The sequence below is a fragment of the Actinoallomurus sp. CA-150999 genome, assembly GCF_050942425.1.
GTDB lineage: Bacteria > Actinomycetota > Actinomycetes > Streptosporangiales > Streptosporangiaceae > Actinoallomurus.
The window spans coordinates 197,545-222,571 of sequence record NZ_CP192063.1; the positions used below are offsets into that span (position 1 = coordinate 197,545).

Sequence of the window (25,027 nt, forward strand, 5' to 3'; positions counted from 1 at the left end):
GGCAACCTGATCCTGTCCGCTACCGTGCTCGGCGGCCGGCGACCTGATCCTGTCGGCTGCCGTTCCGCGCTGATCCGGCCCCGGTCCGCCGGGACGGGATCAGCGCGGAGGAGACCAGCTCAGCGGCCGAACCGCACCTGGCCGCGAGCGTCGGCGGCGAGACGCACGGAGTCGCCGTCGCGGATCGGGGCCTGCTCGCCGGGCTGGAGCCGCCGGTCGTTGATGAAGGTGCCGTTCGTGGAGCGCTCGTCGCGGACCCACGCCTGGCCGTTGCCGTCGATGCCGATCGTGGCGTGCCGACGCGAGACGTTGTCGAACCGCGAGAACGTGCCCGCCACCGGCGACTGCACCGGGTCACGGCCCAGAACGAGTTCCTGGCCGGCGGTGCACTGCAGCTCGCCGGAGGAGAACTGGACGAAGACCGTGAGCTGCTGCTGCTGGCCCGGGCCGCCCGCCTGGTCGTGCAGCGGACGCAGACACGAGACACAGACTGGGTTGCCGATGTCGGGGATGTCGGCCCCGCAGTGCGGGCAGAACGGCGTGAACGCTGCCGTCGACTCCCCACCGGTCATGGTGGGCTCGCGCGGCGGCGGCGGCACGTGCGGAGCGCCGGGAGCGCCGTAGCCGCCGCCTCCGTACCCCTGCTGTTGCTGAGGCGGCGCGTACTGCTGCTGAGGCGCGCCGTACCCCTGCTGCTGGTCCTGCTGCGGGGGCGCGCCGTACGGGGACTGCTCCTGCTGCTGAGGGGCACCGTAAGACTGCTCCTGCTGCGGAGGAGCGCCGTACGCGGACGGGTCCTGCTGCTGCGGCGCGCCGTACTGCGGCTGGCCCTGCGCCGGCGGGTACTGCGCGTTGCGCTGCTGGTCCTGCGGTGCGCCGTATCCCTGCTGCTGCGGGGGCGCGCCGTACGGGGACTGCTCCTGCTGCTGCGGAGCGCCGTACGGGGGCGAGTCCTGCGGGGCGCCGTAGGACTGCTGCTGGTCCTGCTGCGGCGGGTACTGCTGCTGCGGTGCGCCGTAGGGCTGCTGCTGCTGTTGGTAGTCCTGCTGCGGCCCGCCGTACGACTGCTGCTGCGGAGCCCCGTAGGACTGCTGCTGCTGGTCGCCTTGCGGCGGGTACTGCTGCTGCGGATAGGACGACTGGCCCTGCCCCTGGTCCTGGGGCGGATAACCCCCGGGCTGCTGGGGAGCCGGGGGCGCTTCGCGCCGGGCCAGGTTCGCTCCGCAGTTGATGCAGATCAGATCCCCTTGCCGTACCGGAGCGGCACAGACCGGGCATGTCAGGGGCGCCATGAAACCTCCCCGGCGTGTACCCCAGAGAGCGAGAGTCGCTCCGTCAGCCGCTCCATGTCGCCCCTCCGAGGAATCCCGATGTAGTAGATACGGTTGTCTTCCACCGAAACCTGCATATGGGGGGTTTCTTCGCCCCTCGCGTCACCATAGCGTTTCCTGCCAAGGTCACTGACAGCGATGATCTGTTGGTTCGACGATCCACGCCACCGAAGCCCCCGATCTTCTTGGTTCAGGCGTTCAATGTACGGTCCCGCGACGACCGCATCGCACAACTCGAGAAGTTCGCGGGTACGGGCGGACCTCCGGAGTCGTGACGCTGCGTATCCGCTGTACACCAGAACGTCGACTTCGGGCGGTGCCCAGGCCCGGATGCCGAGCAACAGAGCGCGCAGCGCCTCCGGCTGCTGGAAGGGCTCTCCGCCGGAGATCGTGACACCGTCGACGCCGCTCAGGGACCTGAGCCAGCCCAGCACCGTGGAGACCGGGATGGCCGTGCGCGGGTCCGCCTCCCACGTGTCACGGGACAGGCAGCCCGGACAGTGGATCGTGCAGCCCTGCGTCCAGATGCCCGCCCGGCGGCCGGGCCCCAGCGTGGTGACCGGGAAGTGCGCCTTGGCCAGCAGGAGTGTCCGCTCCTGGTCATGAGGACCGGCGTTCACCGCAGGTCCAGCCGGACGATGCTGCCGTCGCGGTGGATGTCCGTGACGGTCACGTCGGTGGCCGGGCCGAGGTCGAACAACGCGCGGGCCAGGGGGTTGATGAAGTACGACTCCAGGGCCATGCCGATCCCCCGGCCGCCCTTGTCGAGCTCGCTCGTGCACCAGACGCGCAGCGACGCGACCACGTCGTCCGCCAGCCGCAGCTTCATGTGGTGTTCGTCACTCACGCGACGGCAGATGTTGGCGAGCTGCAGATCGAAGATCTGATCGGCCGCCTCCGGACCGATGAAGTCGAAGATGACGATGTTGTCGCCGAACCGGTTGAGCAGCTCCGGCCGGTTCAGCGCGGTCGTGAAGTGCTCGGTGACGGCGCCGCGGACCTGCGCCTCGAGCTCCTCGTACGGCATGCCGGGCGTGATGCCACGGGTGCCGAGGTTGGAGGTGAAGACCAGGACCGACTCGGAGAAGAACGCGGTGTTGCCCCGGCCGTCGGTGAGCCGCCCGTCCTCGAGGATCTGCAGGAACTTGTCGAGGATGCGCGGGTGCGCCTTCTCGATCTCGTCGAACAGGATGACGCGGAACGGGTCCTGGCGCACGGCGTTCGTCAGCTCGCCGCCCGCCTCGAAGCCGACGTAGCCCGGCGGGGAGCCGATGAGCCGGTCACCGGCGTGCTCGGCGGAGAACTCGCTCATGTCGAACCGGAGGTAGGCGTCCTCGTTGCCGAACACCAGCGAGGTGATCGCCTTGGCCAGCTCGGTCTTGCCGACGCCGGTGGGCCCGGCGAAGAACAGCACGCCGCGCGGGCGGCTGGAGGCGCGGGCGGCCTGCGCCCCCGACAGGCCCAGGACGGCGCGCTTGAGGATGTCGAGCGTCTTGGTGACCGCCTGGGGCTGCCCGAGGACGCGGGCGGGCACGCGCTCCTCCCCGTCGACGATGCGCCGCCGCAGGTGCTCACGCTTCCAGGGGTTGTCCAGCACGCCGAGCTTGTACGTGCGGACGGCGTCGGGCAGGTCGTGCAGCGGGACGTCGCGTTCCTTGGCGAGCCGGGTGATCTCGATCATCGCCTGGAGCGTGAGCCCCTCCGCCTCCTGCGCGAAGTCGTCGGTGATGTCGAGCTCGGGGTCGGTCGTCTCGAACGCGCGGGCCAGCAGCCGCGCGGTCTGCTGCCGGTCGCCGAGGTGGGGGCGCGGGATGGCGATCTCGCGGATCGCGTCGTTGTCGGCGGTCAGCCACGGCGGTAGGTCGCCGGGGCGGTCGGCCAGCCAGATGACCGGGTTGTACAGCGGCTTCGGCCGGTCGCCGTCGCCGCGTACGGGCAGCGCGGTGCGGGAGAGCTTCTCGCAGAAGACGAAGAAGTCGCGCTCGGCCGGCTCGAGGTCGGTGGGGCTGCGGGCGATCCGGGAGGCGTAGTCGATGACGAACGCGGCGCGCATCGGCCGGGTGGGCCGGGCCAGCGCGCTCAGGAAGGCGCGGAGCCCCTCGAGGGAGGGGACCTTCCGCTCGTCGACGCGGTTGCCGAACAGGCTCGCCGCGGCGTCGGCGGCGGCCTTGTCGTCGGCGGGGTGGACCCGCAGCCCGTCGACGCGGTCGTAGCCGACCATGAAGGAGTAGCCGCTGCGGCGCAGCGCCTCCCACAGCAGCTCGCGGAGCGGGAAGAGCCGGCCCTCGTCGGGGACGAGGAAACTGTCGTGCAGGTTGCCCCAGAGGACGTACTGCGCGTGCACGGACAGGGTGGCGTCCAGCTCGCGGACGAACGCGGGCCAGCTCGCCAGTCGTGTGTCGCCCGAAGGACCCGGCTGCGTTGTCACCTGTCGAAGCCTAACCGCTGTGGGCCTCGTCTTCCGGCGGGTGACGACCGCGTGGCCCGGGATGTCCCGGTATCACGCGATCGTCACCGAACGGTCAGCTAGAGCCTGCGCGGAATGGGCGCCGGATCAGGGAGCGGCGTCCTGGCGAGTGCCTCGCAAGGCGGAGGAGGGAGTCAGCCCGGTGTTGGCTGGCGACCGACGACAACGCCGCGAGGTGCCGCCAGGGCGCCGCGAGCCCGGCAGTCCATTCCGCGTGGGCTCTTAGCCGCCGACCGCGCTCGCCGGCGGGGTCTTGTCCTGGAAGCCGGCGCCTGCGCTGCCGGCGTCCCTGCGGAACCCCTCGATCCCGTCGCCGACGGAACCGATCTCCGTGGGGTCGGCGTTCCCGCCCTTGAGCTTGCCGGCCAGGTCGTGCATCGACGCGCTGAGCTTGTCGATCGGGCCGATCAGCACCTTGCACAGGGTCGGGTCGGACTGCGCGTTGGTCTTCGCCCGCCGGAGCTGGTCGAAGGCGAAGACCGCGGCGAGGGCCGCCTTGGCGATCGACCTCTTCCGCTTCGGCGCGCCGGCCGAGAAGGCGCCGCTCCTGAGCGGCGTGTAGATGTAGCGCTTGAACGTGCCCGCCGCGAGACCGGCGTTCGTGATGAACCGGGTCTTGGCGAACTTCCTCGTCGACTTGGTCGGGCACGCCGCCGGAGCGGCGTTCTGCTCGTTTGCGCCCGGCGCCGTCGTAGTGGTGTTCGGCGCGGCGGCGGCCGGTGGCTGCGCCTCCTGCCGACTCTTGGTACCGCCACCGCACCCGGCGAGGGGCAGCAGCATTATCGAAATGATGATGAAGGATTTGCGGAGCATTCGTTTCCCCCGAATAGCCCACTGACTCGGACAATTTAGATGCGTCCTCGGCATCGCACTTACCTTTTTACCGTGCGAGTTGCGCCGACGTGAATAACAGGACTTCGATAAGACGAAGGCGTGAGTGCGATATCGTCATTCGATGTGACATCGCGGACCTCATTCGCCCTCGCTCTGCTGCTCCTGACCGCCGCAGGCTGCAGCCACGCCGAGCGGCCCGAACCGGCGGCCACCACTCCGACCGGACCGCCCGCCTCCGAGGCGTACAACGCCGATCAGCTCACCCAGGCGCTCCTCACCGACATTCCCGGATATGAGCGGTCAGGGGCGCCGCAATCAGGGCAGTACGGCTCGTTGGCCGCGGTACGGAATTCCCTGCAGATGCAGCAGGCGGCGAAGCTCGACAAACCGCAGTGCGCCTCGTCCACCCGGGCCGTCTCTTCGGAAAAGTCGGTCTGGTCCGCGCCCTCCGCGCTGGTCGCGTTCGTCAAGGGCCGGGACCAGACCGCCTCGGAGACCTTGATGGCGGTCGGCCCGGACATCGCCGCCCAGCAGGTGGAGCTCCGTGTGCCCGCCTCGTGCCGCAGCTTCCGCGTCGCCGTCGGCGGTCGCTGGGCGACCGGCTCGGTCGTCGAGGGCGGCGGCACGCGCATCGGCGAGGGATCCCGGACCGTCGGCGTCTCGACGACCTCCGGCACGACCTCGGTCCGGACGTGGTTCGTCGTGCTGCGCTCCCGCGGATACCTGGCCACGGTCACGCTGTACGGACCCGGCGCGACGCGGGACGAGGCCGAGCGTCTCGCCCAGCAGGCGTACCAGCAGGCCGAACGCATCCTGCCGTAGAGGGGATCTACGAGGTAACGTGCCCGTGGGTGAAGGAGGGCGCGGTGGTGGGCAGGCAGGGCCGGGTGACCGGCAAGATCGGTCCAGGCCTGGTCGGCGAGGTCATGATCCCGATTCGCGGTGGGGTCGAGGCGTTCTACGCCTATCCGGCCATCCAGGGGGAGGAGATCCCGGTGGGTTCCCTCGTGGTGGTGATGGATTATCACCCGCCGAGAACCGTCTACGTCTCCTCTGCGTCTATTTGACGTCAATACCGCTGCGGCTCCCGAGGAGGAGCGATGCCGATAGTCGCCTTTGTGATCGGCGGGGTCGTCGCCGTCATCGTCCTGGTTGTCCTGTTCAAGGCGATCTGGCGGGTCGCCGAACCCAACGAAGCGCTGATCATCTCCGGTCTCGGAGCGAGGGCGCACAACCGGGACACCGCCGAGAGTCTCGGTTTCAAGATCACGACGGGTAAGGGCACCATGGTCCTTCCCGGCTTCCAGACCTGCCGGCGGCTGTCGCTCGACACCCGGGTCTCCACACTCGAGGTCACCTGCGTGACCTCCCAGGGCATCAAGGTGCACGTCCGCGGCGTCGTGATCTACAAGGTCGGGGACGACTTCAGCTCCATCGCCAACGCCGCCCGGCGATTCCTGGACCAGCAGAAGCTCATGGACGACAAGACGCATCAGCTGTTCGCCGGGCACCTGCGCTCCATCGTCGGCAACCTCACCGTCGAGGACCTCCTCCGCGACCGTGACCGGCTGACCAACCAGGTCCGCACCTCCTCCGCCGACGAGATGGGCAAGCTCGGCCTCGTCGTCGACTCGCTGCAGATCCAGGACATCGAGGACGAGGTCGGCTACATCGACAACCTCGGCAAGCCGAATTCCGCCGCTGTCGCCTCGGCGGCGCGCATCGCCGAGGCACAGCGCAACCAAGAGGCGACCGAGGCGGAGCAGCTCGCCGAGCAGGCCAACGCCGGCCAGATCCGCGACACCGAGATCAAGAAGCGCGAGTACCAGGGCCAGGTCGACCAGGCCGCGGCCCAGGCCCGACAGCAGGTCATCCTCAAGGAGACCAAGAACGCCGAGCTCGAGGCCGACCGCCGCGAGAAGGCCCTGGAGGCCGAGGTCCGCAAGCCCGCCGACGCCAAGGCGTACGAGCGGGTCACCCTCGCGGAGGCCGAGCGGAAGGCGGCGGTGGCCAAGGCCAGCGCGGATGCGGAGGCCACGAAGATGGCCGGTCAGGCCCAGGCCGCGGCGACCCGGGAGAAGGGTCTGGCCGAGGCCGAGGCGATCAAGGCCAGGGCCGAGGCGCTCGCCGAGAACCAGGAGGCGGTCATCGCCCAGCAGCTCGCCGAGAACTGGCCCGAGATCGTCGCCGCGGGTGCCAAGGTCTTCGGCAACGTCGACAACATGGTCGTGCTCAATGGCGCGGAGGGCGTCGAGGACATGCTCGCCAAGGCGCTCACCCTGGGCGGCACCGGCCTCGGCGTCGCCCGGCAGCTGCTCTCCTCCATGAACGGGCAGCAGGACCTCGCCGCCCACAATGGCAAGCCCGCCTCCCCGGAGCAGGCCATCGAGCCCGGCAGCACCGCCTGAGGACGGCCCCGCGTGCCGCGGGTTCCGCCCTCGCGCAGGGCGGGGCCCGTACGCCGCGGGTTCGGCTCTCGGCCGGGGCGGGGGCCCGCATGCTGCGGCTTCCGCCCTCGGTTCGGGCGAGGTCCGTACGCCGCGGGTTCCGCTCTTCAGAGCGGAGCCCGCACCGCGCGGGTTTCGCCCGCGGTTCGGCCGAGCCCGTACGCCGCGGGTTCCGCTCTTCACGGCGGAGCCCGTACGGCACGGGTTTCGCCCGTGCCGCCTGAGGGTCCGGAGCGTTCGTTCCGGGCCCTCACACGGCGTGCGGCCCGATAGCGTTCCGATATGAGCGATGCACGGGTTGCCGTCACCGTCGATCTCGTCGTCCTCACGGTCCGCGAGCATCGGCTGTGCGCGCTCGTATGGCGTCGCGACCGGCCGCCGTACGCGGGGGCCTGGTCCCTCCCCGGCGGCTTCGTCCAGCTCGATGAGGACCTTCCCGTCGCCGCCCAGCGGCTGATGGCCGAGCGGGCGGGTCTGGCCGGGGTACGGGTGCATCTGGAGCAGCTCGCGACGTACGGCTATCCGGACCGCGACCCGCGTCAGCGGGTGGTCAGCGTGGCCTACCTGGGGCTCGCCCCCGACCTGCCGGCGTCGAGCCGGGCCCAGGTGCTGTGGGAGCCGGTCGACGACCTGACCCAGCGCGACCGGGCGGCGTTCGACCACCGCCGCATCCTGCTCGACGGGGTGGAGCGCGCCCGGGCCAAGCTGGAGTACTCGCCGTTGGCGGCGGCGTTCTGCCCGCCCGAGTTCACCGTCGCGGAGCTGCGGCGGGTGTACGAGATCGTGTGGGGCACGCCGCTCGATCCGCGGAACTTCCACCGGAAGGTGACGAAGGCGGAAGGGTTCCTGGTGCCGATGGACCGGACGACGACGCGGGACGGCGGGCGGCCCGCGCGGCTCTATCGTCGGGGCAGCGCCGAGTCGCTGCATCCTCCGATGATGCGCCCGGCCTGCTGATGAGTTATATGTCCGGTTTTGGTACCTTTCTGGCCATGCCCGATGACCTCTCCCCAGAGCTCGTACGCCAGATGATCGACGAGGTCGGCGAAGAAGGCGTCGCGGCGATGGGACGGATGCCGGGTCTCGCCGCCGCCGTCGACCAGCATTCCGCCGCGATCCGCGACGTCATCGCCGCGTCGGGCGAAGAGCTCACCCCCCGAGTCCTGCGCGACTACCTCGAAGGCTTCACCGACGCCGCCATCGAGCGCGGCTGGTGGCCGGGCGACGACTTCGACTGGGAGACGGTCCGCGTGATCGCCGTCTGCTCGATCATCCACGAGCTCCAAGGCCTCCGGTAACCGCCGGCCGACCGATCCGCGCGTCGGCCGGCGCGTCGCCGGTCGCCGTCAGCGCGGCCGGTCCTGCGGCCCCGGAGGTGTCTCGGGGGACGGGCCGCGCGGTGGCATCGTGCCCGTCTCCGAAGGACCACGCGGTGCCCCTGAGGTGCCACGCGGCTCCGAACGGCCGGGCGGTGCCTCCGGGGCGCCGCGCGGCGTCTCCGCCGTTCCGGTCCTCCCGGGCGAGGCCTCGCTCGGGGTTCCCACGCCTCGCTCGGCGTCCTCGCGCCCCCGCGCGTACGCTCCGGTGCGGGCCGTCGCCGTCTCGGCCTCCGCGTGCGTCAGCCACCGCTCCCAGCGCTGCTGCATGGGCCGGACCAGGCCGCCGCCCACGCCGATGGCGATGACGGCGCCGATCGTGGCCAGGACGGCGATCAGCACCGGCTCGGTGACGGTCGTGGCGATGCCCATCTGGTTGAGGGCGGCGATGACGCCCAGCGCGATGATGAAGATCGCGGCGAGGTTCGCCAGCAGCCGGCCGTACGACAGCCCGCCGAGCGCGCCGCCGACGAGGTCGCGCACCGCGTGCGCGATCGCGGAGGCGACGATGACGATGATCACGGCGACCGCCAGCCGGGGCAGCCAGGCCACGATGGAGCGCAGCACGTTGCTGACCGGGTTGGAGCCGAAGACGTTGAACGCCAGCTCCAGGGCGACCAGGAGGATCGCGTAGTACACCAGCTTGGCCAGCAGGCCGGACGCGTCGTACTCGCCGCGCCGGAGCGCGTCGCCCACCACTCCGCGTTCGGCGACGCGGTCGAAGTGGAGTCGTCGCAGGATCAGCGCGACCAGCCGCTGGATGACCTTCGCGATGATCCAGCCGATGACGAGGATGATGACGAAGACGATCAGCCTCGGCACGATCCGGGCGACGGCGTCCAGGACGTTCTGCAGGCTCCTGCCGACATCGATTTGCGCAACGGTGCCCATAGCGATCTCCCCCCGATGGCGCGGACACCTTTTGTAGCCGTTCATACCCTTTTGCGGGGTGGTGCACGCTGGTCGCCCACCGGTGGCGACAGCGCCCCGCCCCGCTTCGTAGAGTGATCCCGTACGTTTCCATTCCGGGAGGACAAGGGTGTCCGAGCAGCGCAGTCCACGCTTCCGTTCCGTGCTCGACGACTACGTCGCGTACAAGCCCGGCAAGGTCGCCAGGTCGTCCGAGGGGCGGTCGTTCAAGCTCTCGTCGAACGAGTCGCCGTACGGGCCGCTGCCGTCGGTGCGCGAGGTGATCAGCGAGGCGGGCGGGCTCGTCAACCGCTACCCCGACAACGGCTGCACGGCGCTGATCGACGCGATCGGCGGGCGCTTCGGCGTCCCGGCGGAGCACGTCGCCGTCGGCTGTGGTTCCGTCGGCGTGGCGCAGATGCTGCTGGAGTCCGTCGGCGAGCCCGGCGTCGAGGTGGTGTACGCCTGGCGTTCCTTCGAGGCCTACCCGATCCTCGCGGACCTGTCCGGCGTCACCTCGGTGCGCGTGCCGCTGGCCGAGGAGACCCACGACCTGCGGGCGATGGCCGACGCGATCACCGACCGGACCCGGCTGATCTTCGTCTGCAACCCGAACAACCCGACCGGCACGGTCGTCAAGCGCCCCGAGCTGGAGGCCTTCCTCGACCGGGTGCCGGAGGACTGCCTCGTCGTACTCGACGAGGCTTACCACGAGTACATCCGCGACCCCGAGATCCCCGACGGGCTCACGCTGTACGGCGACCGGCCGAACCTCGCCGTCCTGCGCACCTTCTCCAAGGCGTACGGCCTGGCGGGGCTGCGGGTCGGGTTCATGATCGCGCAGGAGCACATCGCCGAGCAGGTGCGCAAGACGTACCTGCCGTTCTCGGTCAACGCCGTCGCTCAGGCGGCCGCCGTCGCGTCCCTGCGCGCCGAGGACGAGCTCCTCGAACGCGTCGAGGCGACCGTGAAGGAGCGGGAGCGCGTCCGCGACGCGCTGCTCGCCCAGGGCTGGACGGTCCCGCCGACCGAGGCCAACTTCGTGTGGCTCCGGCTCGGCGAGGACACCATGGCGTTCTCCGGCGCGTGCGACGCCGCCGGGGTCAGCGTGCGGCCCTTCGCCGGCGAGGGGGCGCGCGTCACGATCGGCGCCCCGGAGGAGAACGACGCCTTCCTCGCCGTCGCGGAGGACTACCGCGCGCGGTCCTGACCCGCGGGCTCCACGGCCTTTTCGCCCCCGGCGCTCGGCTCCGGGGGCGCCTCCGTACGGGACCGACGCTCGGTGGACACGACGAGACCCACGCCGGCGATGATGATCAGGCCGCCGGCGAGGATCGTCCAGGTGGCGTGCTCACCGGCGAACGCCACGCCGAGCAGCACCGCCACCCCCGGGTTGACGTACGCGTACGTCCCGACGAGGGAGATCGGCGCGTTGCCCAGCAGCCAGACGTAGGACGTGAAGGCCACCAGCGAGCCGAACACGATCAGATAGGCGAGGCCCAGCCAGGAGGCCCGGGAGACGGCGTCGAGGTGCAGCGTCTCGCCGCGTCCGAACCCGAAGACGAACAGCGCCAGGCCGCCCGCCGCCATCTCGTACACGCTCGCGGTGAAGGGGTTCTCCGGCATCGGCAGCCGGGACGACAGGAACGAGCCGATCGACCACGACAGCGACGCGATCAGGATCACGACCACACCGGTCGCGTCGCCCGACCCGCCGCCGCGGGTGAGGGTGAGCAGCGCGAGCCCGCCGAAGCCGACCAGCACGCCCCCGATCGTGGCCGCCGCGGGCCGGTCGCCGGTGCTCCACCGGAAGATGACCAGCCACAGCGGCACGCTCGCGACGAGGAGCGCGGCCAGACCCGTGGAGATGTGCTGTTCGGCGACGCCGACCATGCCGTTGCCGCCGGTCAGCAGCAGCACGCCGACGAGCGCCGCGGTGCCGAGCCGGCGCCAGGGAACGCGCAGCACGGACGGCCCGCGCAGGATCACGAGCACGGCGGCGAGGACGATGGAGGCCGTCAGGAACCGGATGGCGGCACTGACCATCGGCGGCATCGTCTCGACGACGAAGTGGATGCCGAGGTAGGTGGAGCCCCAGACGACGTAGACGATCGGGAGGGTCACCCAGACCAACGGCGAGCGGGTGTCATGAGTCTGTGTGGTCATCGCTCATTACACGTTAGCGGTGCGAAGCACTTCGCGCCACGCCGTTTTCCGGACGTTCACCCCTTTAGCCGACGGTCGCGGCCCTTCGCGGTCAGGCGGACACTCCGACGGTCTGCGGGGAGTGGAACACGCGGTCGGGGTCGTACTGGTTCTTCACCTTGAGAAGCTTCGGATAGTTCGCGCCGTAGTAGGCCTCTTTCCAGTTGGAGAGCCCCGCGTCGGCGTAGTTCTGGTACGCCTGCCCGCTCGCGTACGGCTTCATCGCCGTGTGGAAGCTGCGCAGCCAGGCCTGCTGAGCCCGGATCGCGCCGGTGGCCGCGGCCGTCGTCCAGGTCGTGGTGAACTGCGCGTTGAAGAGGCCGTCCCGGTGGACGAACGCGGTGGCGTCCGGAGCCACCCGGTTCACGGCGCCGCCCAACGCGTCGAAGGCGATCCCGCCCTGCCCACCGCCCGCGAGGCCGCCGCGCCGCCGGACGGAGTTGAGGATCGTGTCGATGGCCGCCCCCGTCATCGGGCGGGTGAAGATGTGCGAGGCCGCGTACTCGGGTTCGCGGCTCTCCTGACCTGCGGGCGTACGGCCGGGAAGGCTGCCCGGCAGGTGGCATTGCGCCGTACTCCGCGTCGTGCAGCCGGCTTCGATCATCATCGCGTGTTCGAAGGTGGTCGTCTCGACCACCTGCGATGAGGGCGCCGCGCCGATCTTGGCCTGCAGGGCTTCGATCAGCCGCACGGCGTCATCCCGAGCACCGAGATAGGTGCCCCCGACCTGGAGGGTGGGCGCGGCCTGGGCCTGACCGTCGAGAACATGGAGGTTGGACCAGAGCGCGTCCGGCGCGAACGGCGCCCAGCGCTGCCAGGCGTCGATCACCGCTCGGGCGCTCGACCACGGCCAGCTCAGAAAGAACACGACGATCGACGAGGTGGGGTGCGTGGCGAACGTGAACGAGGTCGCCACGCCGAAGGTCGCCCCGCCGCCTCCCCGGCAGGCCCAGAACAGGTCGGGGTCGTTCCGCGCGTCGCAGCTGCGTTTCCGCCCGTCCGCCGTCACCATCTCGACCGCGCGGAGATTGTCGGAGAGGATTCCGTGCGCGCGGGAGACCACGCCGACACCGCCGCCGAGAGTCAGGCCGGAGATGCCGACGGTCGGACAGGACCCCGCCGGAATCGAGACGCCCGCGGTGTTGAGCCGGTCGTAGACGTCGACCAGCCGCGCCCCGGCGCCGATCGTCGCGGTACCCGACGCCGCATCGACCCGAATCGACGACATCGGGCTCACATCGATGACGAGGCCCGTGCTGAGCGACGCACCGGTATAGCTGTGCCCGCCGCACCGTGGCGTCACCGCCAGGCCATACTGCCGGACGAAATTCAGGCACTCCGCGACGTCATGCGGACTCTCGCAATAGGCGATTCCCGCCGGTCTGATCGTGTCGAAGCGAGGGTTGAAGTTCTTGCGCGCCGTGACGTAGTCGGCGTCATTCGGCCTGATCAGCCGCCCCGTCAGCGATCTGCCGAGCGCCGACCAGTCGGTGGTCTTCGGCGTGTGAGACGCGCGCAGTGGCCCGCTCGCGGCGGGGCTTTGACCAGGCGACTTGCACGCCGCCGCAGCTGTCGTCGTCAGCGCTCCGGAAACAGCGAGCCCGGCGGTACGCAGGAATTCTCTCCGCCCAAAAGTCATATCCCGGTAGATGCGACGAGTGATGGAGAAGTTCGTCTTCGTGTCGGCGGCGGACGTCAACCGCAGGCGTAGTCGAACGCGCCGGAGGCGTGGGCGACGGACTTCCCGGGCCGGAGGACCTCCAGGGTGGCGACCGCGTGCATCGTGCCGGTGCCCTTCACCGTCCAACGCAGCGGGACCTCGACCGAACGCTGCCCCTTGCGCACGCTCTCGGACAGCATCCCGGAGACCTGGCCGTCGCTGCGCCGCCACCGGTACGAGACGTCGCCGTAGCCCCCGTCCGTGCGGATCGTGCCGACCACCCGCACCGTCGTGTCGCACGACTGCGTCGCCTTCGGCGCGCTGACGCTCACGCCGGTCACCGTGACGCCGGGGCCGCCGCGCAGCAGCCACCACACGAGCAGGCCGGCGAGCACGGCGATGCCCAGTGTGAGCAGCCCGCCCACCAGCCGCCGCGAGAGCGAGCGGCGCGTCGCGGACCGGCCCCGCCACTTCCTCGCGACCCCCGGCGGCACTCCGGGCCCGAACCGCAGCGACACACCGTCCTCGGACGCCGTCGGCATCGCGCCGCCGTCTTCGGGGCGTGTCGGGTCGACACCACGCGTCGGGTCGACGGGCTGCGTCCAATCGAGGGGACGCATCCGGTCAACGGGCGGCGTCGGCTCGACGGCGCGCGTCTGGTCGATGGGGTGCACCGGATCGGTGGGACGCGTCCGGTGGTGCACCGGATCGGTGGGACGCGTCCGGTCGAGGTCACGCCGTGTCTCGTCCATCCCTGTCATCCCGTCCCCGTCTGCGGGCATGTTCCGGTGCCGGCGGCGGAATGGCCGTCGGCCGAGGCGGTGGCGTCCACCGCCCTGACGCACTGCGTGATGGTCGTGCCGGCCTGCACCGTGCGGCTGCCGGGCCCTTGAGCGCTCGTCGACGCGGTGACGGTCTGCTTTCCGGAGCTGAAGGTCACCGTGATGCTCACCGTGCCGGGACCGCTGATCGTCACGGTGACGGTGGCCGTCACGGGGTAGCCCCCGGCGGCGCGAGCCGTCGCCGAGCCGACGCTCACGCTGTCGACCTTGATGCCGGTGACCGCCGTGGGGACGGTCTTGGTGGGCTTCGGCGTCGGCTTCGGGGCGATGGCGACCGGGGTGGTCGGATCGGTGGTCGGGGGACTCGTCGTGGCGGGCGAGCCGGTCGTGCCCGAGGACGACGTCGGCGTGCCGGACGAGGGGACCGAGCCGGTCGGCGTGGTGCCGTCGGTCGGCGTCGGAGTCGCCGTCGGGGACGTCGTGTCGTCCGGAGGCGGGGACTCGGCGATCGCCGACGGCGTGGAGGTGGCGGACGCGCCCGAACCGAGGCTGTGGTGGACGCCCGCCAGGACGTACGCCCCGCCGCCGCCGGCCAGCAGCGCTCCGACCGCGACCCCGCCCACCACCATGAGGCGGCTCTTGCCGAGACGGGTCAGGGCGAGCGTCGTACCGCCGGTGGCGATCGGCTGGGCCAGGGGGAAGAGGTAGGCGAGCAGGGCGGCGAGGGCCGCGAGGCGGACCCGGCCGCGTTCCTCCCAGCCGGGGCCGTACCCGGCGAGCGCCGCGTCCTCCAACTCCCCGAGGAACACCTCGGCCGAAGGCGGCCGGTCGGCGAAGTCCTTCGCGAGGCCCCGCGCGACCAGGTCGCGCAGCTCGGGCGGGACCCGGTTGGCCGGGATGGGGTCCAGGCGGTGCGCGGCGGCGAGGGCCCACAGCCCGTCGACCGGGTACGGGCGTTCGCCGGTGAGGCACTCGTAGAAGACGGCGGTGGCGGCGTACACGTCCGTGGTCGGCCCGACGGCGCCGGAGGTCCACTGTTCGGGGGCCATGTAGGCGGGGGTTCCGGAGGCGGTCGCGCGCTCCTCCGCGTGGACGGCGATGCCGAAGTCCGCGAGCCTGCTCGCCCCGTCGTCGCGGACGAGCACGTTGGCGGGCTTGTAGTCGCGGTGGACGACGCCGGCGGCATGGGCCGCCGCGAGGCCTCGTAGCGAGCCCTTGAGGACGACCAGGGCGGCCTCCGGCCCGGTCGGGCCCTGGGTGCGGAGAATGTCCTTGAGCGTGACCCCGTCGACCAGCTCCATGACGAGGGCGGCGGCCGCCGGGGTCTCGACGTATTCGTAGAGGCGGACGATGTGCGGATCGGTCAGCTCGGCCATGAGCCGCGCCTCCGCCCGGAACCGTTCGAGGAAGCCGGGGTCCGACCGGAGCTCGTCCGACAGGTACTTGATGGCCGCCGGGGTGCCGGTCGCCTCGTGCACGGCGAGGAGCACCGTGCCGGAGGCGCCTTGGCCCAGGATCCGCACGTGCCGGTATCCGGGAACCGTCCAGTTTCCGTCCATGGCGTTCCTTGCTCGAAACAACGGAGAGCGTCGAAGCCCCGACACTATGTATGCGACGTTCACCGCACATGCCGAGTTGAGGAAACGCGATGAAGTGGCCGGATTCGGCCATGACCAGTGAAGATGACTATCGGTTGGGAACGGCGCGAAACATTCGCTGGTTTCAGCCGGTCACCATGCACCGACTCGGGCCGCCCGAATCTCGGCCGGGGTCGCCCCCAAGAGCCGACCAGGGCCGCCCGCCCCGGTAGCCCCAATAGCCGACCAGGGCCGCCCGGATATCGGGCGGCCCCGTCGCCGATGCCGCGGCCGGAGCGCGCTCTGAGCCCGCTCCGGCAGGTCAGCCCGTGGCTCTCGGCCCCAGCTTCTCGACGATCAGCCGGTACAACTGTCGGGGACGCCCCGGCTGCGGCGTGCGGTTCGGCGGGAGAGGCCAGGCGAGGCCCTCCTCCACCAGCGTCCGCAGCAGCCGCCGGGCGGTGCGCGGGGTGACGCCGAGCATCTTCCCGGCGTTCTCCGCGTCCACGATCAGCGGTTGCTGGGAGCCGCCCTCCTCACCGGGCTGGTCGGCCAGCTTGTCGGCCAGGCGCGCGAGGATCTCCAGTCCCTTCGGCTTGGCCGGCGCCGGGGCGCGCGGCGGCGTCCGGGGTGCGGGCACGAGCGCCCGGCCGTCCCGGTCGAGGGCGAAGCCCTGCGCCCGCTGGGACGTCTGCGACCGGGCGAGCGCCGCACGCGCGTGCGTCTCCGCTTCCTGGGCCGTGCGGCCCATGCCGATGCCGACCTCGACGGCCAGGCCCAGCTCCTCCCGTACCCGCTCGATGAACGGCGGGGTGCGGAAGCCCTCCGTCGCCGCCGCGATCGAGCCCCGGGTGGCGGTGACGAGGTAGCTGTGGTCGTCGAGCGGCCAGACCGCGCCGCTCATCCGGTGCGCCTCCTGCAGGAGGAGCCGCTGCAGGGACAGCTTCAGCTCCTCGCGCCAGTACCGCGGCGTGACACGGCGGGGGGTCTCCCGCAATGTCGGGACGTCGACGACCACCACCACGAGCTGAGACTCCTCCAGCCGGTGGTGGGCGCCGAGCAGTGCCGAGGTCTGCAGCGCCGAGCGGATCGCCGCACCGGTCGGGCGGATGCGGAGCGTCGGCACCCCGGCCAGCTCCAGTCGCTCCGCCGTCGCGTGGACGCAAGTGAGCGCGACACTTGTGGCGCCGCGGCGCCACAAACGCTCATGAAAGGCAGCCAGCGTCCCCGGTCCGGCAGCCTCCTCCCGCAAGTGCACGTGCTCGGTGTTGAGATTGATCTCGCCGTAGGCCTCTTCGACCTCCGCACGGCTGAGCACGTCGATGCTGACGCGCGCCGGCTCGTGGTTCTCGTCGAGCGCGGCGCGCAGAAGTGCGCCCTGCAATGCCGCGCCATTGAGAGGGACGAAGGTCGCCGGCATCGTGAGGACGCCCGCCTTGCGGGCGAACTCGTACGGGACCGGGCTGGCGAACAGACAGACGTCCACCCCCGACCCGAGCCGTACGACCTTGTCCGCTGCCTCCTGCTCGTCCCGGTACGCCGCCGCGACGAGGCGGCTGGGTACCGGGGTGGGGCCGTGGCCCATGAGCATGACCCGCTCGACCAGATCGTGTGGTCCGACGACGCCGATGGTCAGATCGGGTGTGACCGATCCGCCTCGAGGTCCGCTCATGTCCGCCCCTCCCGGCGCCTTCGCGCCTTTAGTGGCGGCCCCGTCCGCCGTGTACCCCCGCTCGTGACCGTCCATGGACGGCCCTCACCCAACGCATGACTCATCGCACTGACGCCCCTCCAGTCGTCCGCCCCAGCTCCGTGAACTTGGCCTCCATTGGGCAGATCGCCGGAGCACCACAGGATGTGACGCGTCTTCGCGAAATCGGTTAAGAGTGCGTCAGAAAACTACTAGTAGAGCGCGTCCGGTGAGGAAGTTATTACTAACCGGATAGGTCACCGGCGGTCGGAAGCCTTGTGATCATCTCGCATTCGACCGTTGCTCGACAGCCGCTTTACGAACAACGCCCCGTCACGTTCATCGAGCGAACGTGACGGGGCGTCGTCGTAAAAAGTGGGATCAGGCCAGGCGCTCGATATCCGCGCCCAGGGCGTTGAGCCGCCCGGCGATGTGCGAGTGGCCGCGGTCCAGGTAGTAGCCGTTGGTGATGGTGGTCTCGCCCTCGGCGACCAGACCGGCCAGCACGAGCGCGCTGCCGGTACGCAGGTCGTGCGCCACGACCTCGGCGCCGCGCAGCGGGGTCGCACCGTTGACCTTGGCCCGGTTGCCGTTCACCTCGATGTCGGCGCCCATCCGTACGAGCTCGTCGGCCAGCTTGAACCGGCCGTCGAAGATGCGCTCGTAGATGTAGCTCGGCCCGTCGGCGAGGCAGGACAGCGCCATGATCGGCGACTGCAGGTCGGTGGCGAAGCCGGGGTACTCGTCGGTGATCACGTTGATCGGGCGCAGCGGACGCTCGCGGCGCACCCGGAGGACGGCGCCCTCCTGGGAGAACTCCACGCCCATCTGCTCCAGCTTGTCGGCGGCGACGCCGAGGTGCTCGAGCGAGGCGCCGACCAGGCTGATCTCCCCGCCGGTGATGGCGGCCGCCATGACCAGGACGCCGGCGTCGATGCGGTCGGGCATCACCGTGTGCTGGGCCGCGGTGAGCCGGTCGACGCCCTCGACGGTGATGAATCCGGTGCCGCCGCCGGTGACGCGGGCGCCCATCCGCTGCACGAACTGGATGACGTCCAGGACCTCGGGCTCCAGCGCGCAGTTCTTGATCAGCGTGGTGCCCTGGGCCAGCGAGGCGGCCATGATGAGGTTCTCGGTGCCGGTGTGCGACGGCGTGTCCAGGTAGAGGGTGCCGCCCTGCAGCTGACCCGCCTTGACGTGGATGCTGCCCCGGCCGTCGGCGTGCACCTGCTCGGTGACCGTGGCGCCCATCCGCTTGAAGCCGTTGTAGTGGAAGTCGAGGTTGCGGCTGCCGAGGTTGCACCCGCCGACGCCCTCGATCACCGCCTCGCCGAGGCGGTGCAGCAACGCCGGGACGAACAGGAAGGAGCCACGGAACCGTGACGCGATCTCTTCGGGCAGGACCGGACTGGTCAGCTCCGACGCGTCGATCACCAGGGTGCGCTCGGCCTCGTGCAGCTCGGCCTTGGCGCCGACCGCCTCCGCCAGCTCGACCGCACGTCTCACGTCCTCGATGATCGGCACGTTGCGCAGGACCGTGTGGCCCTCCGCCGCCATCAGCGAGGCGCCGATCATGGGAAGTACGGCGTTCTTGGCGCCCTGCACGAATACGGTGCCGCGCAACTCGGCGCCACCCCGCACGCGGTAACGGACCTCGTGGCCCAAGCTCATATCGCCGGTGCTCCTTTGGCTGCGGTGAAGTTAGACTGCCCGCTCGGTCAGGTCGGCGGGTCACGAGTGCCGCGCGTGTGACGCGGGCTGGCCTCAGTATTCCACTGGGGCCCGTGTGGCATGACCGAAACGTCCGGTCTTAAACGTCCGGTCCGCTCAGTCGTCTCGATCTATTGGATGCCACCGGCCCCGGGTTGGTTCACGGGAATCCGGATCTCCAGCGACGCGGCGGGCCGATGCGTTCGCCGTGGTACGGGTATGGAGATGTGCCCCGAGGATACCCACGTCGACGACTGTTCCTGACGTGTCGGATCGGGCCACTATCGTCGGATCATGACCGAGGCACCCGGCTGGGCCGCGATCGACGACGCGCTCTCCCGCATCTACGGCGACACCGAGCCGCTCCATTTCGGCACCGTCCACAAGTGGGCCCTGGGCGGCCCGGACCCGCTCGACGGCATCAGCGCCTACCCGCGTACGGACCCGGTGCCGCACTGGCACTTCGTGAGCTACGGCATGTCGGAGCTGTATTCCAAGGAGTCGTCCGATCCGAGCGAGTCCGGCTGGGGATTCGAGTTCACGTTCCGGGTGGCCCGCGACCCGGCCGAGACCACGCCTCCCGTCTGGGCGATGAACTTCCTGCAGAACCTCGGGCGCTACGTCTTCCAGTCCGGCCGGTGGTTCGAGCCGGGCCACACGATGAACGCCAACGGCCCGATCGCCGCGAGCCGTACGGACTCGGCGATCCAGGCGCTCACGTTCACCGTCGACCCGGAGCTCGGCGAGATCTCCACCCCGCACGGGAAGGTTCAGTTCCTGCAGGTCGTCGGGTTGACGATCGAGGAGTACGAGGCCGCGCGCCAGTGGGAGAGCAGCGCGTTGCTCGGGCTGCTCGAGCCCAGGACGCCGCTCCACGTCACCGACCTCGACCGGGGCTCCCTCCTGGCCGACCCGGCGATCGCCGCGGCGGTCCGCGCCGGCATCGAGCGGGACGGGTCCGCGGGCGGCGCCCTCTACGTCAGCGTGGCGTCCTGGGCGGTCGAGGGGGAGACGACGGTCCTGACGTTCGGCGCGCTCCCGGCACCGGCCATCGCCCGCGCGGTGGCCGCGAGACTGCCGCGCGGCGAGGACGTCATCGTCAGCGAGGACGGCGGGTCCACGATCGCGTTCCTGCCGCATGAGCGGTTCGCCGCCGAGCCGATGGACGAGAAGTCGCTCACCATCGGTGTCCCGCCTGCCGCGATCGACGACCTCGTCGCCGCTCTTCGCCCCGAGGCCGGCCGGCACCCCGTGCCGTCCCTGCCCGGCCTCGTCATCGAGATCGAGCCGTCCATCATGCGCGACCCCCACGGCGAGCCCACCGGCGAGGTCATCGGCTGACCCGCCGCGTCGGCGCCTGGTTGTGCGCAGCTTGGCTCCGCGTCCGCATACGGCTGCGGGCCGCCCGGATCGGCGTCGGCTCGGTGGCTCGGAGTCAGTCCGCGACCGTGACGGTGTCGCCGACGGTGATCGTGCCGAGCGTGCGGGGGATGGCGTTCTGGCCGAAGACGACGCCGCGTTCGCCGTCGGGCAGCGTCTGAGTGCGGTAGGTCGCCAGGGTGCGCAAGGGCTCGCGGGCCTTGACCGCCGTCTCCTGGTCGGTCGTGGTGATGACGCAGCGGGTGCAGGGCTTGACCAGCTCCAACTCGACGCCGCCGACGTGGAGGCGGCGCACGGAGTCCTCGCCCCACGCGCCGAGGCCCTCGACCACGATGCTGGGCCGGAAGCGGTTCATCGGCAGCGGCTCGTCGAGGCGGGAGTTCAGCTCGTCGAGGGACTCCACCGAGGTCACGAGCAGCGGATAGCCGTCGGCGTACGCGACGGTGCCGCCGCCCGTTCCGGTCGGGCGCCGGCCGGTGAAGTGCATGAGGCGGCACTCCCGGCCCAGGACGTCGGTGAACCACTCGGCCGCCTCATCGCCCTGGTCGACGCCCTGGCACGGCTTGCCGTGCACCGTGACGTCGACCACCGGGCCGTCGGAGTGCGCGACGTGCGCCAGGGGCGTGACGTCACCGGCGGACGGCGCGACGTCACCCGCGAGCTCGACGGTCAGCTTCACGCCGTCGTACGACGGGCGCAGCAGCGCCATGCGCGGGGTCTCCCGCTGCGACAGGTGCCGCATGTCCGGGCGGACCAGCATGAACTCCCGGTCGTGCCGGAAGCCCTCCGGCAGCAGTTCGGCGCTGCTCAGCGGCGTGCCGCCGCCGCTCTTCAACGGGTAGACGTTCAGCTCACGGACGACGACCGACATGAAGGTTCCTTTCCCTCGTCTTCATGATCGCACCGCCGCCCGGGGGGTCAGCTGAGGGCGGCGAGGCGCTCGAACATCCCGGCGAGGCGCTCGACGTAGCGTTCGGGCCGGCAGACCTCGTCGAGCCGCGCCTCGTCGAGCGTCAGCCCGGCCTCGGCCGCCTGCCGGCGCAGCGTCTCGCGGAACGGCGTCCCGGTCTCCCACGTCTCCATCGCGGCCTTCTGCACGAGCGGGTACGCCTCGTCGTCGCGGGACATCCCGGCGTTGACCAGTTCGAGCAGAACGGTGCTGGTGTAGATCAGCCCGCCGGTGGACTCCAGGTTGGCGCGCATCCGGTTCTTGTCGACGACGAGGCCGGTGACGAGGCGGTGCGTGAGGTTGAGCATGTAGTCGAGCGCGATCGAGGCGTCGGGCAGGGCGATGCGCTCGGTGGAGGAGTGGGAGATGTCCCGCTCGTGCCACAGCGGGATGCCCTCCATCACCGGGGTGACCTGGGCGCGGACGATCCGGGCGAGGCCGGCGAGCCGCTCGGAGATGATCGGGTTCTTCTTGTGCGGCATCGCGGAGGAGCCCTTCTGGCCCTTCCCGAACGGCTCCCACAGCTCCCGTACCTCGGTGCGCTGGCCGTGCCGGACCTCCAGCGCGATCGCCTCGCACACCGTGGACATGATCGCCAGGGCGGAGACCCACTCGCTGATGCCGTCGCGGATCACGACCTGGGTGGAGACGTCGGCCGGGGCCAGGCCCAGCTCGGCGGCGACGTACCGCTCGACCTCGGGGTCGATGTTGGAGTAGGTGCCGACGGCGCCGGAGATGGCGCAGACGCCGACGGCCGCCCGCGCCCGCCGGAGGCGGTCGCGCGAACGGGCCATCGCGAACGCGAAGTCGGCGACCCGGTGCCCCCAGACGTCCGGCTCGCCGTGGATGCCGTGCGTCCGGCCGACGCGCAGGGTGTCGCGGTGCGCGAGACCGTGGTCGCGCAGCGCCGCGACCAGCGCGTCGGCCTTGGCGATCAGGATGTCGGTGGCCTCGACGAGCTGAACGGCGAGGGCCGTGTCGAGCAGGTCCGAGGACGTCATGCCGAAGTGCACGTACGCCGCGGCCTCACGGGGCGTGGTGTTGTCGGCCCACGCGGACAGGAACGCGATCACGTCGTGCTGCGTCGTCGCCTCGATCTCGGCGACGCGCTCGGGCGTCGGCGGAGGAGCGGCGCGCACCGGCTCGACGACGTCCGCCGGGACGGTGCCCGCCTTCGCGTGCGCCTCGAGCACCAGGGTCTCGACCCGGCACCACAGCTCGTACTTGTGCGCGTCGCTCCAGACGCGGCCCATCTCCGGAAGGGTGTAGCGCTCGATCACCCCTCCAGTCTCCCAGGCGTCAGAACAGGTAGCTCACCCAGGACCGCCAGTTCTCGTTGGCGTCGACCATGCTGAACGGCCCGTTCCCGTTGTCGGAGGAGTACTCCCACCAGGCGTAGTCGACGCCCTTGGACTTGTAGAGCGCGACCTTGTCCTTGATGTACTGGTCGTGGCCGGTGGCGCCCGAGCCGATGCCGAACTCCCCGATCCACACCGGCAGGCTCTCCGCCTTGGCCATGTCGAGCTGGACCTGCAGGTGCGAGGCGAGCGCGGCCTTGTTGGCCGAGTTGTAGCCGGTGGTGCCGTCGGAGGGGTTCGGGTTCTGGCCCAGGCCGTTTGCGTCGTAGCCGTTGGTGTTGGCGCTGTTCGGGTCGCCGTTGTAGTAGTCGTGCACCGACCAGATGAGGTTGCTGCGGCTGGTCGGCGTGAACGACGAGAACGACGAGGTGGGCACCTTCGAGTCGCCGTACGACGGTTCCAGCATGATGCTGGTGGTGCTGTCCTTGGCGCGGATCGCGTTCACGATCTGGGTGTAGTCGGACAGCAGCCTCGCGGACTTCGTGGAGGAGCGGAACGGCTCGTTGACCGGGTCGTACGCCGCGATCGCCGGCTCGTCCTGGTACCGGTTGGCGACGGTCTGCAGGAAGCCCAGGCCGTTCTCGACGACGGCGTCCAGGCCCTCGACCGAACCGTCGTCCGTGGGCGTCACCCGCGCCCAGTCCGGCACGTGCTCCTGGCCGTCGGGGCTGCCGGACATGTGGATGGTGTCGAGGATGACGTACAGGCCGGCGGCCTTCGCCCGCTCGACGGCCGTCGAGAGGGTGGTGAACGCCGTCTCGTTCCAGTCCGCCTCGGTCGGCTGGAACATGTCCCAGAACAGGACCATGCGGACCGCGGTGAAGCCCTTGGCCTTGATCGAGTCGTAGGTCGACTGTCCCCAGGTGTCGGTGCTGTTCGCGTCCCAGAGCGGCTGGATGTTCGTGGCGATCAGCTTGTGCACGGTGCCGGAGGAGTCCACGAACGCGTTGCTGGACGTGGCGTGCAGCCGCGTCAGCGCGGCGGCTTGTGCGGCGACCGGCCCGCGGGCCGGGGCGGCGGCCTGGGCCGTCCCGGCGGCACCGGTCGTCATGAGGAGTGTTGCGAGAGCGAGTCCGACTGATCGGCGCATGACCATCTTCCCTTCCGGATGACCAAGATCGTTTGGATCCTAGATCAACTTCTCCGGTCCGGGAGAGCGATCTTGATTGTTCCGATGGCGTTCGCGGGCGGGACACCGTCAGCCCGGGTGACCGGCGGGCTCCTCAGGGGTCGGCGAGAGCCGCCGTTCGACGATGAGCGCCGCGACGATGACGAGGACGAGGGCGATCAGCTCGGCCTCGGCGGCGACCTGGACGCCGAGGGCGATCGTGGCAAGGCACAGCGCCGCCGCGCCGACCCGGGGTGCCAGTGCGCCGATCCGCAGCGTACGGCGGAACGCGGCGTCGCCCACGAGGTAGGCCGCGACGCCCGCCCCGAGGGCGATCGCCGGCCCCGCGTGCAGCGGCTCGGCGGCATGACCCATCGCCTTCTTCACGCCAGCCGCCGCCGCGACCACCCCGATCATCACGGGAATGTGGGCGTAGAAGTACCCGTTCATGATCGCGCCCGTACGGCGCGCGTCGTCCATCGCCGTCAGCGCGTGTTCGGCCCGAACGTCGTCCTCGGCGAAGTACGTCCACCACAGCGCGGCGACGAGGGCCAGGCCGAGCACCGCCGCGAGCGTTGTGCCCACGGTGAGCGGCTCGTCCGGCAGGCCGATCCCGATGGCCACGACCGACTCGCCGAGCGTGATCAGGACCAGCAGGCCGTGCCGCTCGACGATGTGCGCGGCCCGCAGCATGAACCGGCCGCCCGGCCGCACGATGTACGGCAGGACGATCGGCACGAGCACCGCCGCGATCCACAGCGCGTACGTCCAGGCGCCGGACAGCAGCCCGGCGCCGATCACCAGGGCCGCCGCCACGACGTTGGCGGGCAGCACCCGCCAGAAATTACGGTTGGCCTGGACGTACAGGCTGCCGTGCACTAGGACGACGATGAGGTAGCCCAGCCCCCAGGCCACACCGCCGCCGTCGAAGGCCCGCGGCGTGGCCAGCGCCATGATCAGGAATCCGGCCATGCCCACGAGCAGCAGCAGCCGCCGGCCCGTCGTGGTGGGCGCGACGGTGTTCGTCAGCCAGGCGTACCCGGAGTAGATCCACCACAGCACGCCGAACAGCACCACGACGCGCAGCAACCCGAGCGGCGACAGCTCGTGCACCAGGACCGAGGTGAGCTGCGTGATCGTGAAGACGAAGACCAGGTCGAAGAAGAGCTCCAGGGTGGTGACCCGGTAGCCGTCCTCGGACTCCTCCCGCGCACCGACCGGATCGCCGCTTTGAACCTCCATAG

Annotated in this window: 22 protein-coding genes; 7 read left to right on the plus strand and 15 right to left on the minus strand. The window is 70.7% G+C overall.

The genetic code is table 11. The features are described 5' to 3' along the window. Nucleotides 1-119: 119 nt before the first annotated feature. From ACQP2O_RS01060 to ACQP2O_RS01075, 4 genes are all read right to left on the minus strand, one after another. Nucleotides 120-1,292: an FHA domain-containing protein gene (locus ACQP2O_RS01060; RefSeq protein WP_433179239.1), complete on the minus strand. Its 1,173-nt coding sequence runs from the start codon at nucleotides 1,290-1,292 to the stop codon at nucleotides 120-122. Further along, a complete protein-coding gene (locus ACQP2O_RS01065) occupies nucleotides 1,280-1,951 on the minus strand; it encodes a 4Fe-4S single cluster domain-containing protein (RefSeq protein ID WP_433179240.1) in 672 nt (223 codons plus the stop codon). The genes ACQP2O_RS01060 and ACQP2O_RS01065 overlap by 13 nt, the downstream gene beginning before the upstream one ends. Continuing rightward, nucleotides 1,948-3,759, minus strand: coding sequence for an AAA family ATPase (locus ACQP2O_RS01070; protein WP_433179241.1), 1,812 nt, complete (start codon nucleotides 3,757-3,759; stop codon nucleotides 1,948-1,950). Before ACQP2O_RS01070 ends, ACQP2O_RS01065 begins: the two co-directional genes overlap by 4 nt. A gap of 261 nt (nucleotides 3,760-4,020) precedes the next feature. Continuing rightward, complete coding sequence (locus ACQP2O_RS01075) at nucleotides 4,021-4,578, minus strand: hypothetical protein (RefSeq protein WP_433179242.1); 558 nt, start codon at nucleotides 4,576-4,578, stop codon at nucleotides 4,021-4,023. 177 nt (nucleotides 4,579-4,755) lie between these two features. Between ACQP2O_RS01075 and ACQP2O_RS01080 the strand changes: the two genes are divergently transcribed. From ACQP2O_RS01080 to ACQP2O_RS01100, 5 genes are all read left to right on the plus strand, one after another. Next, nucleotides 4,756-5,454, plus strand: a complete 699-nt coding sequence (locus tag ACQP2O_RS01080) for a hypothetical protein (RefSeq protein ID WP_433179243.1) — start codon at nucleotides 4,756-4,758, stop codon at nucleotides 5,452-5,454. A gap of 29 nt (nucleotides 5,455-5,483) precedes the next feature. Next, nucleotides 5,484-5,699: a hypothetical protein gene (locus ACQP2O_RS01085; RefSeq protein WP_433179244.1), complete on the plus strand. Its 216-nt coding sequence runs from the start codon at nucleotides 5,484-5,486 to the stop codon at nucleotides 5,697-5,699. A gap of 33 nt (nucleotides 5,700-5,732) precedes the next feature. Further along, complete coding sequence (locus ACQP2O_RS01090; RefSeq protein WP_433179245.1) at nucleotides 5,733-7,040, plus strand: SPFH domain-containing protein; 1,308 nt, start codon at nucleotides 5,733-5,735, stop codon at nucleotides 7,038-7,040. A gap of 321 nt (nucleotides 7,041-7,361) precedes the next feature. Next, on the plus strand, nucleotides 7,362-8,036 hold the full coding sequence (locus tag ACQP2O_RS01095) for an NUDIX hydrolase (protein ID WP_360901577.1): 675 nt from the start codon (nucleotides 7,362-7,364) through the stop codon (nucleotides 8,034-8,036). A gap of 35 nt (nucleotides 8,037-8,071) precedes the next feature. Then, a complete protein-coding gene (locus ACQP2O_RS01100; protein WP_433179246.1) occupies nucleotides 8,072-8,377 on the plus strand; it encodes a DUF6401 family natural product biosynthesis protein in 306 nt (101 codons plus the stop codon). A 48-nt stretch (nucleotides 8,378-8,425) separates the two neighbouring features. Here ACQP2O_RS01100 and ACQP2O_RS01105 read toward each other — a convergent pair whose 3' ends face one another. Then, nucleotides 8,426-9,346 (minus strand): mechanosensitive ion channel family protein, encoded by a 921-nt coding sequence (locus tag ACQP2O_RS01105; RefSeq protein ID WP_433179247.1) that lies wholly within the window; start codon nucleotides 9,344-9,346, stop codon nucleotides 8,426-8,428. Between the two features lie 148 nt (nucleotides 9,347-9,494). Here ACQP2O_RS01105 and hisC point away from each other — a divergent pair, with 148 nt between their 5' ends. Beyond that, complete coding sequence (gene hisC / locus ACQP2O_RS01110; protein WP_433179248.1) at nucleotides 9,495-10,574, plus strand: histidinol-phosphate transaminase; 1,080 nt, start codon at nucleotides 9,495-9,497, stop codon at nucleotides 10,572-10,574. Here hisC and ACQP2O_RS01115 read toward each other — a convergent pair. The 6 genes from ACQP2O_RS01115 to murA all read right to left on the minus strand — a co-directional run bounded on the left by ACQP2O_RS01115 (nucleotide 10,556) and on the right by murA (nucleotide 18,949). Then, the gene (locus ACQP2O_RS01115; protein ID WP_433179250.1) at nucleotides 10,556-11,530 is read right to left on the minus strand and encodes an EamA family transporter; all 975 of its coding nucleotides are present in this window, start codon (nucleotides 11,528-11,530) and stop codon (nucleotides 10,556-10,558) included. The two genes, hisC and ACQP2O_RS01115, sit on opposite strands and share 19 nt — an antisense overlap. Nucleotides 11,531-11,621: 91 nt before the next feature. Further along, entirely contained in the window at nucleotides 11,622-13,208 is a 1,587-nt protein-coding gene (locus ACQP2O_RS01120) for an FAD-dependent oxidoreductase (RefSeq protein WP_433179251.1), read from the minus strand. A gap of 56 nt (nucleotides 13,209-13,264) precedes the next feature. Beyond that, the gene (locus tag ACQP2O_RS01125) at nucleotides 13,265-13,981 is read right to left on the minus strand and encodes a hypothetical protein (protein WP_433179252.1); all 717 of its coding nucleotides are present in this window, start codon (nucleotides 13,979-13,981) and stop codon (nucleotides 13,265-13,267) included. A 5-nt stretch (nucleotides 13,982-13,986) separates the two neighbouring features. Next, a complete protein-coding gene (locus tag ACQP2O_RS01130; protein WP_433179253.1) occupies nucleotides 13,987-15,570 on the minus strand; it encodes a serine/threonine-protein kinase in 1,584 nt (527 codons plus the stop codon). A 340-nt stretch (nucleotides 15,571-15,910) separates the two neighbouring features. Further along, entirely contained in the window at nucleotides 15,911-17,194 is a 1,284-nt protein-coding gene (locus ACQP2O_RS01135) for a transcriptional regulator (RefSeq protein WP_360901676.1), read from the minus strand. A gap of 465 nt (nucleotides 17,195-17,659) precedes the next feature. Beyond that, nucleotides 17,660-18,949, minus strand: a complete 1,290-nt coding sequence (gene murA / locus ACQP2O_RS01140) for a UDP-N-acetylglucosamine 1-carboxyvinyltransferase (protein WP_433179254.1) — start codon at nucleotides 18,947-18,949, stop codon at nucleotides 17,660-17,662. A gap of 333 nt (nucleotides 18,950-19,282) precedes the next feature. On the opposite strand from murA, the gene ACQP2O_RS01145 reads away from it, so the two are divergent. Then, nucleotides 19,283-20,329 (plus strand): suppressor of fused domain protein, encoded by a 1,047-nt coding sequence (locus ACQP2O_RS01145; protein ID WP_433179256.1) that lies wholly within the window; start codon nucleotides 19,283-19,285, stop codon nucleotides 20,327-20,329. 94 nt (nucleotides 20,330-20,423) lie between these two features. Here ACQP2O_RS01145 and ACQP2O_RS01150 read toward each other — a convergent pair whose 3' ends face one another. The 4 genes from ACQP2O_RS01150 to ACQP2O_RS01165 form a co-directional block, all read right to left on the minus strand. After that, nucleotides 20,424-21,239, minus strand: coding sequence for an MOSC domain-containing protein (locus tag ACQP2O_RS01150; protein ID WP_433179257.1), 816 nt, complete (start codon nucleotides 21,237-21,239; stop codon nucleotides 20,424-20,426). Between the two features lie 47 nt (nucleotides 21,240-21,286). After that, nucleotides 21,287-22,597 (minus strand): adenylosuccinate lyase, encoded by a 1,311-nt coding sequence (gene purB / locus ACQP2O_RS01155; RefSeq protein WP_433179258.1) that lies wholly within the window; start codon nucleotides 22,595-22,597, stop codon nucleotides 21,287-21,289. A 19-nt stretch (nucleotides 22,598-22,616) separates the two neighbouring features. Further along, nucleotides 22,617-23,765, minus strand: a complete 1,149-nt coding sequence (locus ACQP2O_RS01160; protein WP_433179259.1) for a glycoside hydrolase family 5 protein — start codon at nucleotides 23,763-23,765, stop codon at nucleotides 22,617-22,619. Between the two features lie 108 nt (nucleotides 23,766-23,873). Further along, a complete protein-coding gene (locus ACQP2O_RS01165; RefSeq protein WP_433179260.1) occupies nucleotides 23,874-25,025 on the minus strand; it encodes a low temperature requirement protein A in 1,152 nt (383 codons plus the stop codon). Nucleotides 25,026-25,027: the final 2 nt, after the last annotated feature.

What these genes read in the sequence shown, in the direction of transcription:
- ACQP2O_RS01130 (WP_433179253.1), bottom strand. Translation starts at nt 15,570, where the DNA reads ATGGACGGAAACTGGACGGTTCCCGGATACCGGCACGTGCGGATCCTG.
- ACQP2O_RS01125 (WP_433179252.1), bottom strand. Translation starts at nt 13,981, where the DNA reads ATGGACGAGACACGGCGTGACCTCGACCGGACGCGTCCCACCGATCCG.
- ACQP2O_RS01145 (WP_433179256.1), top strand. Translation starts at nt 19,283, where the DNA reads ATGACCGAGGCACCCGGCTGGGCCGCGATCGACGACGCGCTCTCCCGC.
- ACQP2O_RS01160 (WP_433179259.1), bottom strand. Translation starts at nt 23,765, where the DNA reads ATGCGCCGATCAGTCGGACTCGCTCTCGCAACACTCCTCATGACGACC.
- ACQP2O_RS01165 (WP_433179260.1), bottom strand. Translation starts at nt 25,025, where the DNA reads ATGGAGGTTCAAAGCGGCGATCCGGTCGGTGCGCGGGAGGAGTCCGAG.
- murA (WP_433179254.1), bottom strand. Translation starts at nt 18,949, where the DNA reads ATGAGCTTGGGCCACGAGGTCCGTTACCGCGTGCGGGGTGGCGCCGAG.
- ACQP2O_RS01100 (WP_433179246.1), top strand. Translation starts at nt 8,072, where the DNA reads ATGCCCGATGACCTCTCCCCAGAGCTCGTACGCCAGATGATCGACGAG.
- ACQP2O_RS01095 (WP_360901577.1), top strand. Translation starts at nt 7,362, where the DNA reads ATGAGCGATGCACGGGTTGCCGTCACCGTCGATCTCGTCGTCCTCACG.
- ACQP2O_RS01090 (WP_433179245.1), top strand. Translation starts at nt 5,733, where the DNA reads ATGCCGATAGTCGCCTTTGTGATCGGCGGGGTCGTCGCCGTCATCGTC.
- ACQP2O_RS01115 (WP_433179250.1), bottom strand. Translation starts at nt 11,530, where the DNA reads ATGACCACACAGACTCATGACACCCGCTCGCCGTTGGTCTGGGTGACC.
- ACQP2O_RS01150 (WP_433179257.1), bottom strand. Translation starts at nt 21,239, where the DNA reads ATGTCGGTCGTCGTCCGTGAGCTGAACGTCTACCCGTTGAAGAGCGGC.
- ACQP2O_RS01075 (WP_433179242.1), bottom strand. Translation starts at nt 4,578, where the DNA reads ATGCTGCTGCCCCTCGCCGGGTGCGGTGGCGGTACCAAGAGTCGGCAG.
- ACQP2O_RS01120 (WP_433179251.1), bottom strand. Translation starts at nt 13,208, where the DNA reads ATGACTTTTGGGCGGAGAGAATTCCTGCGTACCGCCGGGCTCGCTGTT.
- ACQP2O_RS01105 (WP_433179247.1), bottom strand. Translation starts at nt 9,346, where the DNA reads ATGGGCACCGTTGCGCAAATCGATGTCGGCAGGAGCCTGCAGAACGTC.
- ACQP2O_RS01060 (WP_433179239.1), bottom strand. Translation starts at nt 1,292, where the DNA reads ATGGCGCCCCTGACATGCCCGGTCTGTGCCGCTCCGGTACGGCAAGGG.